This window comes from Thioalkalivibrio denitrificans, assembly GCF_002000365.1.
In the GTDB taxonomy this organism is placed as follows: Bacteria; Pseudomonadota; Gammaproteobacteria; order Ectothiorhodospirales; family Ectothiorhodospiraceae; genus Thioalkalivibrio_A; species Thioalkalivibrio_A denitrificans.
The window spans coordinates 37,666-53,627 of record NZ_MVBK01000008.1 but is presented as its reverse complement, the minus strand read 5'-3'; the positions used below and the strand labels follow the sequence as shown (position 1 = coordinate 53,627).

Genomic DNA, 15,962 nt, shown 5'->3' with positions numbered 1-15,962 from the left:
TCACGGGCTCTCCGAAAACCAGGTCTCGAGCAGGATGACCGCCGACATGGCGTCGACGTCCTCCTTGCGCACGCGCCGGCCCCGGCGCCCGCTCTGTCGGGCATCGCGCAGCCGTTCGGCCGCCTCGCGGGAACTGAGACGTTCGTCCACGCGGGCCACGGGCAGTTTATACCGATCGGACAGTCTTTCGCAGAACCGGTCGATCAGCGGTGTGAGTCCGTGGTCGCTGCCGTCCAGGTTGAAGGGCTTGCCCACCACCAGCGCGTCGGGCCGCCATTCGGCGACCAGGCGGTCCAGCGCCGCCCAGTCCGGCTGGTTTCCCCGGTTGGACACCGCGCCCAGCGGCGTGCCGCCACCGCTGCCCGCACTACCCACCGCCACCCCGATGCGCCGCTGCCCGAAATCCAGCCCCAGCGCGGTTCCCTTGTACCTTGTATCTTGTACCTTGTCCCTGCCCTCAGGCATGTCCCGCATCACCGCTGATCAGCGACAGGTCCACCCCAAGGCGGGTGGCGGCCGCCTGCCAGCGGCGGTCTGCGGGCAGGGTGAACAGGATGTCCGGGTCGGAGGGGGTGGTGAGCCAGGCATTGGCGGCGATCTCCTGCTCCAGCTGGCCGGCCCCCCAGCCCGCATACCCCAGGGCCACCAGGAACTGTTCGGGACCCTCGCGGCGCGCCATGGCCTCGAGGATGTCCCGGGACGTGGTCACCGCCACGATGTCGGATACCTGGACGGAGGAAGACCATGAACCGCCGGGCGGATGGAGCACGAAGCCCCGATCCGGCTGAACCGGCCCGCCGTTGTAGACCGGGGTGTCATCGGCGCCGTCTGCCGCCTCGATCTTCATGTGCTCGAGCACGGTGCGCAGATTGAGATCCGACGGCTGGTTGATGACGATGCCCATGGCCCCCTGTTCATTGTGCTCACAGATATAGGTGACCGAGTGAAAGAAGTTCGGGTCTTCCAGCCCGGGCATGGCGATCAGGAACTGGTTGGTGAAGTTGCTGTGAGCGGTCATGGGTCTCTGACGGTCATCCGTTGTGAATAGTATCCGGCCACACGCCACCCCTCGCAACAGGCCTCATCAAGATGCGTGCCCCGATTGCCCTTTGAATCTTGAATCTTGAATCTTGAATTGAGCCACCCCGTCACCGCGTGCGCATCCGTGCCTCGCCCTGAAACACCCAGGTGCGCGTGATCATCAGCTGGTCATAGCGCTGGCGCATCTCGGCGGGAAAAGGCGCGAAGGGGCTGGAGAGTTCCACGATGCGCCGGGCCGCATCGTCCAGCACCTGGTGCCCGGAACCGGAGGCCACCTCCACCTTGAGTACGCGGCCTTCGTGATCCAGCAGCACGTTGAGGATCAGTGAGCCGTCCAGCCTGTTGCGCCGGGCCTCGTCCGGGTAATTGAGGTTGCCCACGCGTTCCACCTTGCGCACCCAGGATTCGATATAGGCCGCCTCCACCGCGCTGCGCGCGCTCAGCGCATCCACGTAGTGGATACGGGGACGCTCGGCGTAGCGCCGCGTGCGATCGGAGATCTCGGAACTCAGGCGTGCCATCTCCAGGCTGCGTTCCACCAGGCGATCCGCGGTGGGCAGTTCGCGCGGCGGGACCTCTTCCACGGGCTCCGGTTCGGGTGCCGGCGTGGGTGCCTCTTCCCGGGTGAGCACCGGGACCTCCTGCACGGGCTCCGGTTGCGGTGTGGCGGGGGTGACCTGTTCCTGGGCCTCGCCGTCGGTGGGCAGGGGCAGGGGGGCGGTCAGCGGTGCACTGGGCCTGTCCGGCTCCTCGGCCTGGCCGCTGGCGAGCTGATCCACCTGCGCGATGCGCTCCGTCTCCTCGGGCGGCACGGGTGACTCGGTCTGCACGAGCACCACGTCGATCATGGGAGGGGTGCGCTCGCCCGAACTCAGGTGAATCCCGAACCCCACGCCGAGGATCACGATGCCGTGAATCACGGCGGCTAGAAACAGCGTGAGCCCGAGCCGGTCGGCCGGCGTAACGGCAGCTGCGGTACGGACTGCGCTCATGTGGATACTGCCGGGTGTTGCCTGTAGATGCGGGCGGCCATTGTACCAGTGACCAGACCGAACAGCAGGGCGGCGCTCAGCAAAACCGGCAGCAGGTTCAGCAGCGCGGGATGGGGGATGATCAGCGCGTAGGCGATGGCGAACTGGCCGAGCATGTGCGCCATGGCCGCAAGCACGCAAAGACCCAACGGGCTCAGCCGTTGTCCGACAAGGGCGTGGGCGACGAGCAGCGCTGCCAGGCTCGCCGCGGCGCCGCTCAGGCTCAGGAGAAACGTGGGGCTCAGGAACGTGCCGGTGAGCAGGCTGCCGGCGAGCACCCGCAACAGGCTGACCCAGGCCGCCACCCGCCATCCGAACATCACCAGCGCCAGCACCGTGATCACGTTGGCCAGCCCCGGCTTGACCCCGGGTATCGGGCTGGGCAATGCCGATTCCAGCACATGGATCGCAATGGCCAGCGCCGCCAGCCAGGCAACCAGATGGTCCTCACGGGTCGTGGATAAGAGCATCAGCCCGGACATTGCACCAAGGATCGCGATAGGCCGGCGGCGATGTACACATTGTCACCGCCGCCTTGTACCCAGATGCGCGAATCTATGTCGGTCATTCAAAAAGGTTTCACAAAGCCGCCGGCCGCCTTGGTGCAATGTCCGGGCTAATGGCAAGATACAAAGGACAAGAGGCAAGGGGGGTTTTTGCCTGGATCTTGCCTCTTGCCTCTTGCCTCTTGCCTCTTGTCTCTAGTAATTGATGCTGTCGAAGCGTGTCTCCGCATCGCCCAGCACCTCGATGAGGACGCGGTTGGGAAGGCTCACCGCCATGTCGCCCGCTTCCCTCAGCCAGCCGCTGCGCTGGCAGATGCCTGCGGCACCCGGCGAGCGCGCGCATCGCGCCGCGCCGTCGGAGATCTCCACCAGCGTCACGCCCGCGGGGCCGGGGACATCGAGACGCGTATCCGTATTCAGCGGCAGCCGGGCGAATTCCTCTCCTCCGGCGACGATGCGCACCTCGGCGCCGGGGGTCGATAACGTGCCCCAGAACTGCGTGTAGGACCACCCCACCAGCAGGGCGGCCGCCAGGACAACGAGGGTGTCGGCGCGGGTCATTGCGACAACTCCACGATGTGCACCGTCGGCGCGGGATCGATCTCGAAGCGGATGCGCTCGGCCATGGCCCCGGTCATGTGCACTTCGCCGTCAGGATCCACGAGCATGACCTTGTGCACCCCCATGCGCCCCGCGATCTCTCCCAGGCGTTCGGGGCCCGCAACGAATAGTGCGGTGGACGCGGCATCGGCCAGGGCGCCGTCATGATGCATGACGGTCACCGAGCGCGTCTCACGGGCCGGGCGTGCGGTGCGCGGATCGAGTATGTGGTGATAGCGGGTGCCGTCATGGACGAAATAGCGCTCGTAATCCCCGGATGTGTAGACGCTCTCGTCGCCCTGAAGTTCGAGGGAGGCCAGCACGCCCTCGCCGTCCGGGTGCCGGATGCCGATGCGCCAGGCGCGTCTGCCCGGTTGCCCGATGGCGCGCAGGTCGCCGCCCGCGTTGATGATGGCGTGATCAATCCCCATGTCCATCAGACGCTCCATGGCGCGGTCCACGGCGTAACCCTTGGCAAACCCGCCGGGGTCCAGGCGCACGCCCGGCCGGGTGGCGCGGGCGCGGATGCCGTCCAGTTCGATGTACCGGGTGGAGGGGGCGCGTTCGAGCCATTCCTGGATCCGCTCCTCCTCGGGCGGGGCCTGGGGTTCTTCATCGCCGTGGAAGCCCCATATCTCCATCAGTTCGCCCATCACCGGGTTGAACAGGCCGTCACTGGCCGCCTCCAGTTCCGCGGCCAGTTTCAGCAGGGGCAGTATGGAGGGGCTCACCGAGAACCACCCTTCCATGGCCAGCAGCTGGTTGGTGCGTCCCATGGCGCCCGGCTGCCACGGATGCCATGCCCGGTGCATGTACTCGAAGTCCTCCCGGACAGCGTTGGCACCGGCGCGGGCAAGGTCCTCGTCCGCAGTGTAGATACTGACCTCGACCAGCGTGCCGAAGGCCAGCATGCGCTCGGTGTGAATCGCGGGCCGTTCGCAGGCGGCGAGCAGCAGTACGAACGGGATCAGCAGCAGGGTGAGGGTGCGTGTCATGGACGTGTGGGTCAGGGCTCTGTCCACCGGGTGAGCGCAGCTTTGCGGGGCATGTTCCGGTTGCGGGCGGCCACGCATCGTACAGGTCACGGAGTGATCGGGCAGCCGTGCGGCATCTTAGCCCAAGTCGGCACCCGCCCGGAATGATGCCGCGCAACGATCCGTCGCATGGCGCGGGCCTGCGGAAGTGTCAGTGCTGTGCCTCCAGACGGCGTTCGATGGCATCCATGAGCTGACCGCCGATATCCAGTCCATACAGGGCGTCCAGCTCCCGGATGCAGGTGGGACTCGTGACATTGATCTCGGTGAGGTAGTCGCCGATCACGTCCAGGCCGACAAACAGCAATCCCCGCTCCCGCAGCGCCGGTGCCACCTGCTCGCAGATCCAGCGGTCGCGTTCGGTGAGTTCCACGCCCTCGCCGCGCCCTCCGGCGGCCAGGTTGGCGCGGCCTTCGCCGGTGGCCGGGATCCGGGCGAGGGCATAGGGGACCGGCTCGCCATTGATGAGCAGGATGCGTTTGTCGCCCTTCACGTATTCGGGTAGAAAGCGCTGCGCCATCACCGTTCTCGTGCCGTGTTCCGTGACGGTCTCCAGGATGACGCCCGTGTTGGGGTCGCCATCCCGGACCCGGAACACGGAGGCGCCGCCCATGCCGTCCAGCGGCTTGACCACCATGTCCTGCTGGCGTTGGAGGAAGTCGCGCAGCCGCCCCATGTCCCGGCTCACCAGTGTTGGTGGGCAGCACTGGGGAAACCAGGCGGTGAAGAGCTTTTCGTTGGCATCACGCAGACTGTCCGGCCGGTTGACCACCAGGCAGCCCTTGCCGGCAGCCAGCTCCAACAGGTAGGTGGTATACACGTATTCCATGTCGAAGGGCGGGTCCTTGCGCATCAGCAGGACATCCAGCGTATCGAGTGGAGCCTGTTCGCGTTCTCCGAGGCTGAACCAGTCGGCGGGATCGTCGCGCACGCTCAGGGGCCGGGTGGAAGCAAACACGCTGCCGTCCTCGAGCCACAGGTCATGCTGTTCCATGTAATGCAGGGGCCAGCCGCGACGCTGGGCCGCCAGCAGCATGGCGAAGGTGGAATCCTTCCTGATGTTGATGGACCCCACGGGATCCATGATCACGCCGATCTTTGGTGCGGAGCGCTGCACGCTGATTGTCCCCCTCGTTCGGGCCGATTCATACCGGCGCCGGCTCAAGATTATGCACTCCGTGCCGACATCACAAATGAAACGCCGGTGCACACGGACAGGCGTTGTTTTCAGCCTGTGCGGAACCATAGTGTGATGAAGGGCACATTTCGCCTGACCGATGGGCGCCCGAAGGCGTTAGAAGTCACCTAACATTGGGGCTCTAAACTGTCCGCGGGCCTCGAGATATCTGTTTGATTAAACCCAGGTCATGGAGTAAATTCGGCCCGGAACTCGGACAGTTGACGGATGTTTGGGGGTGCTGTGAGCGAACAAACCCAGGGCAGTGCCGACGAGCCGGTGGAGCTGAGCGGACTCAAGGTCATGGTCATTGATGACAGCAAGACCATCCGTCGGACTGCAGAGACCCTGCTGAAGAAACAGGGCTGTGAAGTGGTGACTGCCACCGACGGTTTCGAGGCCCTGGCCAAGATCGCCGAGCACAAGCCTGACATCATATTTGTGGACATCATGATGCCCCGGCTGGACGGCTATCAGACCTGTGCGCTGATCAAGCATAACCGGCTGTTCAAGCAGACACCGGTCATCATGCTCTCCAGCAAGGACAGCATCTTTGACAAGGCCCGGGGGCGCATTGTGGGGTCCGAGCAGTATCTGACCAAGCCTTTCACCCGCGATGACCTGCTCGGCGCCATCAGGATGCACGTGAAACATCACTAGAAGGACCTGCCGGCACGACAGGGACACGGGCCCGACATCGGGGGCCGGGCGGGCAACGGACGAGAAACGACGGAGACAAGACTCAATGACGCGCATACTTGTGGTTGACGACTCCCCGACGGAGGTCCATGTCCTCAAGAGCATGCTGGAGAAGAACGGCTATACCGTTCTCACTGCCGCCAGCGGCGAAGAGGGGGTCTCCATCGCCAAACAGCACAAGCCGGACCTGGTGCTGATGGACGTGGTGATGCCCGGCCTCAACGGGTTCCAGGCCACGCGCCAGCTGGCCAACGACGCTGCCACCAGCGCCATTCCGGTGATCGTGGTCACCACCAAGGACCAGGAAACCGACAAGGTCTGGGCGATGCGTCAGGGCGCCAAGGACTACATCGTCAAGCCGGTGAAGGAAGGGGACCTGATGCAGCGCGTCAAGGCGCTGGTGTCATGAAACCAGCCGACTCATGACCGCCGCCGCCATCCAGTCCCCGTTCCGTTACCTGCAGTCCCTGGCGAGCAAGGGCAGGACGCTGGCCGGGCAGTTGCCGGTTCAGCTGGAACAGAAAGAGGCCTGGAAGGGCGTGCTCTTCGAATTGCGCGGTTACCGGTTGCTGGCGCCCATGGACGAGGTGGCCGAGATCGTCACGCCGCCGCGCTGCACACGCATACCGGGGGTCAAGCCCTGGGCCTACGGCATGGCCAACATGCGCGGAAACCTGCTGCCGGTGATGGATCTGCAGGGGTTTCTCTACGGCGAGAACCTGTCGCGTGACACGCGCCGCAAGCGGCTGCTGGTGGTCAACTGCGACGGTGTCTACGCCGGTCTGGTCGTGGAATCCGTGCAGGGCATGAAACATTTCTGGGTGGACGACCGGGACATGGAGCTGCCGATCCGGGATCAGGCGCTCGCCCCGTACCTGTCCGGCTCGTTTCGCTCTGGAAACGAACACTTCGCGGTCTTCAGCCCGTGGCGACTGGCCCGGGATGAGGGCTTTCTCAACGTATCCAGTGGATGAGGCGCACGCCGGCGAAATGGTTTGAACCGAGGCCGTGCCCGCGCGAAGCGGGCGGTCCCGATACAACAAGAAAAGCAGGGCCCTGCTCGGCAGGGCGGGGATCCACTCAGACGAATACACCGAGGCAGGTGCAGGGAGAAAGATCATGAAGGGGACTACCACTGACGGGCTGAAGCTCGGATTCAACCGGACCTTCACCATATTGGTGGGTCTGCTCATTCTGTTCATGTTGGCCACCGTGGTGGCGTTCGTGTACTACACCGTCCAGGTGGGTCACAACCGCGATCACGTGGCCATCGCTGCCGACCAGCGATTGACGTCGCAGCGAATTGCCACCTTCGCCCTGGAGTCGGCGGCAGGCAACCAGGCCGCCTTCCCGCAGCTGCGAAACCTGCGTGACCAGTTCGACCGCGCGCTCCAGCAGCTGCAGGCGGGTGATCCCGCAACGGGTCTGCCCGCGGCGCCCGAGGATGTGGTGGGTGATCTGGATAGGGTGGCGGCCGCCTGGTCGGAGTACCGCGGCAATATCAACAGCATCATCGACGGTCAGGACGCGGTGCTCGCCGTGTCGGAATACTTCGAGGTCATCACCGAGTCCATCCCGGAACTGATGGCGCTCTCCGACGAGGTGGTGGAAAGCCTCGTGGCGGCCAATGCCGCGCCTGAGCAGATCTACATCGCCAGCCGCCAGCTGATGCTGGCGCAGCGCGTGCAGCACAGCCTCACCGGGGTGCTCGAAGGCGGCATCGCGGCGGCCAGCGCGGCCGACCGCTTCGGCCGGGACGCGGCCGAGTTCGGTCGCGTGCTGGAAGGCATGATCAGGGGCTTCCCCGCACTTGGCATTGTCCAGGTGGACGACGCGGAAGCGCAGAACAAGCTGCGTGAAGTGGCCATGCTGTTCAGCATGGTGAGCGACAACGTGGGCGGCATTCTCGAGGAGGCGCCGCGGTTGTTCGACATCAAGGAGGCGGCCGAGCAGGTGGAGGGCCTCTCCGGGCAGATGCTCGACGTGACTACCGAACTGGAGTCGAGTCTCCTGGGCGCCGGTGGACGCCTGGACGTGTGGGTGTTCGCGGGCTACCTGTTCGGCGCCCTGTCCCTGGCCACCCTGATCCTGTTGGGTTACATCCTCTACCAGGATACCCGCCGGCGTCTCGCGGTCACCACCGAGCAGAACCGTCGTAACCAGCGCGCCATTCTGCGACTGCTCGACGAGATGACCAACCTCGCCGAGGGTGACCTTACGGTGCACGCGACGGTGACCGAGGACATCACCGGGGCCATCGCCGACTCGGTCAACTACGCCATCGACGCCCTGCGCAGCCTGGTGACCACCATCAACCAGACGGCCATGCAGGTGTCGACCGCGGCGGTCAAGACCCAGTCCACGGCGCTGCGCCTTGCCGACGCCTCCAGCCACCAGGCGCGCGAGATCGCCTCGGCATCGTCGTCGATTACCGACATGGCGGACACCATCGAACAGGTATCGCGCAACGCCGAAACCTCCGCGGAGGTGGCGCAGAAGTCGGTGGAAATCGCCGGCAAGGGTGCCCTCACCGTGCGCAAGACCATCGACGGCATGGACACCATTCGCGAGCAGATCCAGGAGACCTCCAAGCGGATCAAGCGCCTTGGCGAATCGTCCCAGGAGATCGGCGACATCGTGGGCCTCATCAACGACATTGCCGACCAGACCAACATCCTCGCGCTGAACGCCGCCATTCAGGCATCGGCGGCCGGCGAGGCGGGCCGCGGCTTCGCGGTGGTGGCGGACGAAGTGCAGCGACTCGCCGAGCGCTCCGCCAACGCCACCAAGCAGATCGAGGCCCTGGTGAAGACCATTCAGGCCGACACCAACGAGGCGGTGATCTCCATGGAGCACTCCACCGCCAACGTGGTGAACGGGGCCAAGCTGGCCCTGGACGCGGGCGACGCGCTGAGCGAGATCGAAGGCGTGTCGCACCAGCTGGCCGATCTGATCGCCACCATCTCCCATGCCGCGCGGCAGCAGGCGGCGGTGGCCCAGAACGTGTCCAACACCATGAACGTGATCCAGGAGATCACCATGCAGACCTCCGACGGCACCAACGAAACGGCGGTGTCCATCGGCAACCTCACCAATCTTGCCACCGAACTGCGCAAGTCGGTGGCCGGCTTCAAGCTGCCCGAGTCCGAGCAGCTCGAGACGGTCATCCTCGACCAGGAGGCGGAGGAAGAAGACAAAGGCACCGAAGGTCCCGAAAGCCCCGCGGCCGAACGGGGTCAGGACGTTCAGGACGAGAAAGAGCACAAGGTGGCTTGACCAGGGCATGTGGATTGATTCCGCCGCTGTCTGTCGCCTCACGTAACCGGGTGTGCCATGAGCCAGGATGACACCATCGAGTACAGTGCGCTGCACTGGGTGAAGAAGGAGCTGGACACCCTGCTGGACGAGGCGCGGGGTGCGCTCGAGGCCTATATCGAGGACGATGCCCGCTCCGAGGAGCTGGTCGAGAGTGCGGACAAGCTCCGGCAGGCGCAGGGTACCCTGCAGATGGTGGAGCTGCATGGTGCGGCGCTGCTCGCCGAGGAGATGGTCCACCTGGTGCAGGCCGTCCGCGAGGGCGGCGTGACCAGCCGGGACGACGCCTATGAAGTCCTGATGCGTGCGATCCTCCAACTGCCCGATTATCTGGAACACATCCAGACCGGGCATCGGGACATCCCCATTGTCCTGCTCCCGCTGCTCAACGACCTGCGCACCACCCGCAATGCGAGCCTCCTGTCGGAGAACGTGCTGTTCTTCCCGGAAATGGAGGGCATCACCGGTCTCGACGAGGGTGAGGAACCCCCGGGCGCCGAGCGCGGCGAGGACATCCAGGTACTCGCACGGCGCAGCCGTCATGCCTACCAGCTGGGCCTGCTCGGCCTGTTCCGCCACAAGAACGTCAAGCCGAGCCTGGGGCGTATTCAGGAGGTGATCTCGAGCCTGAGACGCGCGGCCCGGGATGATGCCGTGCGCCGGCTGTTCTGGATCAGCGGGGCGGTGGCCGAGGCGCTGGCCGACGATGCCCTGGACGCCAGCGTCACGGTCAAGCAGTTGCTGGGGCGCGTGGACCGCCAGATCCGCGTGCTGATCCAGGAGGGTGAGCGCGGCCTGAGCCGGCAGATGCCGGGGGACCTGCTCAAGAACCTGATTTACTACGTGGGCCGTTCGCGCCCCGGCGGCGACCAGGTACAGGCCGTCAAGCGCGCCTTCCGGCTCAACGAACTACTGCCCGAAGGCATCGATCTCGAGCAGGCGCTGGAGGACATCAGGGGCCCCAACCAGCAGCTGCTGGAGACCGTGTCCCGCGCCATCCGCGAGGACCTGGCGGAGGTCAAGGACGGCCTGGACGTGTTCATGCACAACGAGGACCAGCCGGCGTCCGAGCTTGCCCCGCTGGTGGAGAAGCTGCATCGCATGGCGGACACCATGGCGATGCTGGGCATGGCGGAGCCGCGCGAGATGGCGCTGCGCGAGGCCGATGTCATCGAGGAGATGGTCAAGGACCAGTCGCGGCACGATGACGTCGTGCTCATGGACGTGGCCTCGCGCCTGCTCAAGCTGGAAACGGCCATCAACGGTCTGGTGGCCTCCCGCGGCCGGGTCACCGGGCGCGACGGGCCGTTGCCCAACGCCTTCGGCGATCTCACCGCCAGCGAATCACGCACCATCGTCACCACCATCCTGCACGAGGCGCTGGCGGATATCGCCAAGGCCAAGGGCGCGATCCTGGACTTCATGTCGGAACCGGCCCGCACGGAACAGCTGAACGACGTTCCCGAGACGCTTTCCCGGGTCGCGGGGGCACTGTCCATGATGTCACTGGACGACGTGGCCGACGTGCTGCTCGGGGTGCGGGGCTATCTTCAGCAACGGGTGCTTGCCCACGGGCACGTGCCCGATATCGATGAGCAGGAGGCCCTGGCCGAATCGGTCGCGGCCGTCGAGCTGTACCTGGAAACCCTGGACAATGGCAGCGGCGACCCGCGCCCGATGCTGGACACGGCGCGCCAGTGCCTGGAGCGGCTGGTGGTGCCCGCCGGAACGGCGACCGACGGCGGCGCCGCGAGCGATGCCACGACTGTTTACACCGGTGTCTCGCCGGTAAGCGAGGAGCCCACCTGGGTAGTGACCCGTCCGGAGCCGGAGGCGCAGGGCGAGTCGTTGTCATCCGACGCGGATACCGTTGTCCGGGAAGCGGGCACGCCGTCCCCGGAAGCCCCTGACGAGGCGGGGGCGTCTGCCGAACTGCCGAATGACACGGGCACGCCGGCGGTGGCTCCGACACCCGAAGCGGAGCCGAAGCCGGAACCGGAACGCTTTGCGGTGATGTCCGGGGAGCCGGACGAGGAGATCCTGGAGATCTTCCTGGAGGAAGCCCAGGAGGAGATCGAGCGTATTCGCGAGTTCCTGCCCCAGTGGCGCAACAATCCCGCTGATCAGGAGGCGCTTACCACGGTGCGCCGCTCCTTCCATACGCTCAAGGGCAGCGGACGGCTGGTGGGCGCGCAACTGCTGGGCGAGTTCGCCTGGTCCATGGAGAACCTGCTCAATCGTGTCATCGATCAGACGGCGCCTGCGTCGCCGGATGTTCATCAGGTCCTGGACGAGGCGTTGCGTGTGCTTCCGGCACTGCGCGAGCAGATCACCGGCGGACCGGGCGACGATGAACAGGTCTACGGCCTCATGGCCCGGGCGCATGCGCTGGCCAGGGGAGACCGCGAGGTGCCGACCCCGGCGGCGCCGCCGGTGGCACAGCCCGCCGCCCCGGTCGCCGATGCGCCTGCCGAACCCGTCGCCGCCGAGGACGCCTCCGGCGACGACGACACGTTGGAGATGCTTGTTGCGGCCGGCGAGGACACCCCCACGGTGATACTGGACGTGGGCGATGAGGGACTGCCCGGCCTCGGTGGCGACACGCTGGACACGGCGCCGCAACCGTTCGAACCGGATTTGGAAGAGCCGGAGTCCCTGGCGGAGACGGCCGAACAGGACGCCGATACCGTCGTTACCGAGAAGCCGGAGGTCAGCGAACTCGAACTCGAGTCCGAATGGGTCCCCGGGGAGGCGCAGCCCGACATTTCCGCGCTGGATGAGGTGAGCCAGGCAGGCCACGACGACGAGACACGTCTGCTGCGTCGCGACGATCTGCCCGCCGGGTTCGAGCCGCAGGAGGATGCCGGCGCCCGCCAATGGGAGGATGACGCGGCGCCCGCGCAGGCGGAGGCACCGGCATCCGGAGTCGCCCATATCGGGGCGCTGGGTGATCTGCAGGAAGAGTCGCCGGCGCGCATGGATCCCACGCTGCTGGAGATCTTCCGCAACGAGACGGGTCAGCACCTGGAAGTCCTGCGGGGTTTGATCCATGGTGCAGGCCAGGGGGGCGAGGAAGGGCTGCCTGTCAGCGATGCCCTGCTGCGTGCCATCCATACCCTGAACGGGGCCGCACGCACAGCTGAGGTGCCGGAGATTTCCGAGGTCTGCGGGCCCTGCGAGCGTTATATCAAGGCGCGAAAGGACAGCGACTTGCCCGTGCCGGCCGACGTGTTGCCGCGTTTCCATGCCCTCGTCGATCATGTTGCCGACGTGCTGTCGGCACTGGAACAGGGGGGTGCTGCCCTGCCGTCGGGCGAGGCACTGGCCGGCGAGATGCAGTTGCTGCTCGACGAGGAACTTGCCCGCATCGAGGCGCAGAGGCAGGAGAATGCCATGCGTCCCCCGCCGTTCGCGGCTGAGTTCGGGGGTGCGCAGGAGCCGTCTCCGCCGGCCCCGGCGGAGACGGAAGAGAAGCCGCCGGTCGCCGAAGTGTCCGCTCCCGTGGAAGTGCCGCCCCCGGATGTGGCAGACGAACAGGACCTGGAACTGGTGGACATCTTCCTGGAGGAAGGTGTCGAGATCCTGGATTCCGCGGACAACCTGCTGGAAGCGTGGCGCAAGTCGCCGTCCGACCCGGGGACCATCGCCGAGATCCAGCGCCAGCTGCATACCCTCAAGGGTGGTGCCCGCATGGCGGGTTTCCGCAATATCGGTGACCTCAGTCATGCCCTGGAAAGCCTGATCATCGAGATCTCCGAAGGGCGCAACGTGCCCCAGCCGGAGATGCTGGACGCCGTGGGCGCGGCTCTGGACCGGCTGAGCACCCAGCTGGAGCAGGCGCGCAGCCGACAGCCCGTGGAGGCGGCGCCCGAACTGATCGCCCGCATCACCGCCTTCAGTGCCGGTGCCGCCGAGGAGGCGCTGCCGGTCGCCGAGGTTGAGCCCGAAACGCAGGATGAGCTCTCACCTGTCCTCGATCTGGATGCGGAATCGTTCTACGAGGAAGAGGCCGAGACGGTGCTTCTCGACGTGGACGATCTGCCTTCCGACGACACCCCCGGCGGTTTCGCCGAACGCCTCGAGGAAGCGCCGACGGCCGAGGCCCCCGCTCCCGCAGCGCAGACGGGCGCGCGTGAACCCGAGGAGGACGCCCGGCCCGCCAGGACGAGTGAAGCCGCCAGTGCCCAGGAACTGGTCAGGGTGCGATCGGAGGTGCTGGACAACCTGGTCAACTATGCCGGCGAGGTGAACATCTACCACGCCCGCCTTGAACAGCAGATCACCGGTTTCGGTTTCAACCTGGCCGAGCTTGCGCAGACGGTGACCCGCCTGCGCGAGCAGCTGCGCAAGCTCGAGTTGGAGACCGAGGCGCAGATCCTGTTCCGGTATGAGAAGGAAAAGGAGGAACAGGGGCTCGAGGAGGACTTCGATCCCCTGGAGATGGACCGCTACTCCAACATCCAGCAGCTCTCCCGCGCGCTGGCCGAAAGTATCAACGACCTGGTGAGCATCCAGGAGATCCTGTCCGACCAGGTGCGCGATTCCGAAACGCTGCTCCTGCAGCAGTCGCGCGTCAGTACCGATCTTCAGGAAGGGCTCATGCGTACGCGCATGGTGCAGTTTGCCAACATGGCGCCGCGCCTGCGGCGCGTGGTGCGTCAGACGGCGTCGGAACTGGGCAGGCGCGTGAACCTGGATGTGCGCGGCGAGGGCAGTGAGCTGGATCGTTCCGTGCTGGAGCGCATGGTGGCCCCTCTGGAGCACATGCTGCGCAACGCCGTCTATCACGGCATCGAATCCCCCGAAGCGCGCAAGGCGGCGGGCAAGCCGGAAACCGGCCATCTGGACCTGGAGGTCAGCCGGGAAGGCTCCGAGGTGGTCATCCGTGTCAAGGACGACGGTTCGGGCATCAATCTCAAGGCGGTGCGTGAGAAGGCGCGCGGGCTCGGCCTGATCAGCGGCGACGAGGCGCTGCTCACGGACGAGGACGTGATGCAGTTCATCCTGGAGTCGGGCTTTTCCACCGCCGCCGAGATTAGCCAGATCTCGGGCCGCGGCGTCGGCATGGACGTGGTGAACAGCGAGATCAAGCAGCTGGGCGGCACCCTGAGCATCGAATCCGTGCAGGGCAAGGGGACGACCTTCACGGTGCGCCTGCCCTTCACGCTGGCCATCAACCAGGCCCTGCTCGTGCAGGTGGGCGAGGATCTGTACGCGGTGCCGCTGTCCAGCATCGAAGGCATCGTGCGCATGCGCTCGCAGGATCTGGCCGCTTACTACGAACAGGATCATCCGCTGTACGACTACGCGGGCAACACCTACGAGGTGAAGCACCTGGGCGTGCTGCTCGATGTGTCACAACCCCACCTGCATGCCGAGGACATCATGTACCCGGTGCTGCTGGTCCGTTCCGGTGACCACCGCATCGCGCTGCACGTGGACGGGCTCCTGGGCAGCCGCGAGGTGGTGGTGAAGTCCGTGGGTCCGCAAGTGGCCAAGGTGCGCGGTATCTCCGGGGCGACCATTCTCGGCGACGGCCGCGTGGTGCTGATTCTCGACGTGCCGGCCCTGGTGCGCATCGGTGCCGGCGTGCAGCTGGTCTACCGTGCGCCGGACGCGGAACTCGCCGAGGCGGCCATGCCCACGGTCATGGTGGTGGACGACTCCATCACCATCCGCAAGGTCACGGCGCGCATGCTGGAGCGCAACAACTTCCGTGTGATCACGGCGAAGGATGGACTGGATGCCGTGGCCCAGTTGCAGGAGAACGTCCCGGACATCATGCTCCTGGATATCGAGATGCCGCGCATGGACGGCTACGAACTGGCCACGCACATGCGCAATGACAGCCGCCTGCAGAACGTGCCCATCATCATGATCACGTCGCGCACCGGAGAGAAGCATCGCCAACGGGCGCTGGACATCGGCGTCAACCGCTACCTGGGCAAGCCCTATCAGGAAGCGGACCTGCTGGCGAATATCAAGGACATTCTGCCCGCATGATCCTGCGTAGTTCACTGCGAGCCGAACCCGGTACCGAGACTTCATGAGCGATCCGTCCGACACCCTGAACTGCTTCATCGTGCCGCTCGCGGAGCAGCATCTGCTGCTGCCCCAACCGGTGGTGGCGGAGGTGATCACGCAGCAGTCCTCGCGCCAGGTCCCCGGCGCGCCGCCGTGGCTCACCGGCGTGGTGGAGTGGCGCAACGAGCAGGTTCCGGTCGTGTCGATGGAAACGCTGCTCGGCGCCCCGCCGGAACCCACCGGCAACCGACTGCAACGCGTGCTGGTCATGCACGGTCTGGAGCAGTTGCCCGGCCTGTCGTACTACGCCATCCAGGTGCGCGGCATCCCCCATCCGCTCAAGGTGGCCGACCACGATCTCGAACCACTGGAGAGTGAGGAAGGGGACGCGGTCGAATTCGGCCATCGCGTCCGCGCCAGCGGTGTCAGCTGCGTCATCCCCCGCCTCGAACGCATCGAGCACCGGCTGCAGGAGAACCTGCAGAGACTTTGACCGAACAGAGGGAACCTCTGTTCGGAAGGATGAAGGATGAAG

Annotated in this window: 13 protein-coding genes; 6 read left to right on the top strand and 7 right to left on the bottom strand. The window is 65.9% G+C overall.

Annotated elements, in window-relative coordinates:
- The 7 genes from ruvX to gshB form a co-directional block, all read right to left on the bottom strand.
- A complete protein-coding gene (gene ruvX / locus B1C78_RS01695) occupies positions 1 to 465 on the bottom strand; it encodes a Holliday junction resolvase RuvX (protein ID WP_077277445.1) in 465 nt (154 codons plus the stop codon).
- Positions 458 to 1,018: a YqgE/AlgH family protein gene (locus B1C78_RS01690; RefSeq protein ID WP_077277406.1), complete on the bottom strand. Its 561-nt coding sequence runs from the start codon at positions 1,016 to 1,018 to the stop codon at positions 458 to 460. The genes ruvX and B1C78_RS01690 overlap by 8 nt, the downstream gene beginning before the upstream one ends.
- 130 nt (positions 1,019 to 1,148) lie before the next feature.
- Complete coding sequence (locus B1C78_RS01685) at positions 1,149 to 2,033, bottom strand: energy transducer TonB (RefSeq protein WP_077277405.1); 885 nt, start codon at positions 2,031 to 2,033, stop codon at positions 1,149 to 1,151.
- Positions 2,030 to 2,542: a Gx transporter family protein gene (locus B1C78_RS01680; protein ID WP_077277444.1), complete on the bottom strand. Its 513-nt coding sequence runs from the start codon at positions 2,540 to 2,542 to the stop codon at positions 2,030 to 2,032. Before B1C78_RS01680 ends, B1C78_RS01685 begins: the two co-directional genes overlap by 4 nt.
- 231 nt (positions 2,543 to 2,773) lie before the next feature.
- On the bottom strand, positions 2,774 to 3,139 hold the full coding sequence (locus B1C78_RS01675) for a NusG domain II-containing protein (protein ID WP_077277404.1): 366 nt from the start codon (positions 3,137 to 3,139) through the stop codon (positions 2,774 to 2,776).
- Positions 3,136 to 4,173, bottom strand: a complete 1,038-nt coding sequence (locus tag B1C78_RS01670) for an FAD:protein FMN transferase (protein ID WP_077277403.1) — start codon at positions 4,171 to 4,173, stop codon at positions 3,136 to 3,138. Before B1C78_RS01670 ends, B1C78_RS01675 begins: the two co-directional genes overlap by 4 nt.
- Before the next feature lie 190 nt (positions 4,174 to 4,363).
- Complete coding sequence (gshB, locus tag B1C78_RS01665; protein ID WP_281250590.1) at positions 4,364 to 5,329, bottom strand: glutathione synthase; 966 nt, start codon at positions 5,327 to 5,329, stop codon at positions 4,364 to 4,366.
- A gap of 363 nt (positions 5,330 to 5,692) precedes the next feature.
- Between gshB and B1C78_RS01660 the strand changes: the two genes are divergently transcribed.
- The 6 genes from B1C78_RS01660 (at position 5,693) to B1C78_RS01635 (ending at position 15,920) form a co-directional block, all read left to right on the top strand.
- On the top strand, positions 5,693 to 6,049 hold the full coding sequence (locus B1C78_RS01660) for a response regulator (RefSeq protein WP_175628200.1): 357 nt from the start codon (positions 5,693 to 5,695) through the stop codon (positions 6,047 to 6,049).
- Positions 6,050 to 6,134: 85 nt separating this feature from the next.
- Positions 6,135 to 6,497: a response regulator gene (locus B1C78_RS01655; RefSeq protein ID WP_077277401.1), complete on the top strand. Its 363-nt coding sequence runs from the start codon at positions 6,135 to 6,137 to the stop codon at positions 6,495 to 6,497.
- Between the two features lie 13 nt (positions 6,498 to 6,510).
- The gene (locus B1C78_RS01650) at positions 6,511 to 7,062 is read left to right on the top strand and encodes a chemotaxis protein CheW (protein WP_077277400.1); all 552 of its coding nucleotides are present in this window, start codon (positions 6,511 to 6,513) and stop codon (positions 7,060 to 7,062) included.
- Positions 7,063 to 7,207: 145 nt separating this feature from the next.
- Positions 7,208 to 9,364: a methyl-accepting chemotaxis protein gene (locus B1C78_RS01645; RefSeq protein WP_077277399.1), complete on the top strand. Its 2,157-nt coding sequence runs from the start codon at positions 7,208 to 7,210 to the stop codon at positions 9,362 to 9,364.
- A 57-nt stretch (positions 9,365 to 9,421) separates the two neighbouring features.
- Positions 9,422 to 15,406: a hybrid sensor histidine kinase/response regulator gene (locus B1C78_RS01640; protein WP_077277398.1), complete on the top strand. Its 5,985-nt coding sequence runs from the start codon at positions 9,422 to 9,424 to the stop codon at positions 15,404 to 15,406.
- 43 nt (positions 15,407 to 15,449) lie between these two features.
- Complete coding sequence (locus tag B1C78_RS01635) at positions 15,450 to 15,920, top strand: chemotaxis protein CheW (protein ID WP_077277397.1); 471 nt, start codon at positions 15,450 to 15,452, stop codon at positions 15,918 to 15,920.
- The last annotated feature ends 42 nt before the right edge of the window (positions 15,921 to 15,962 follow it).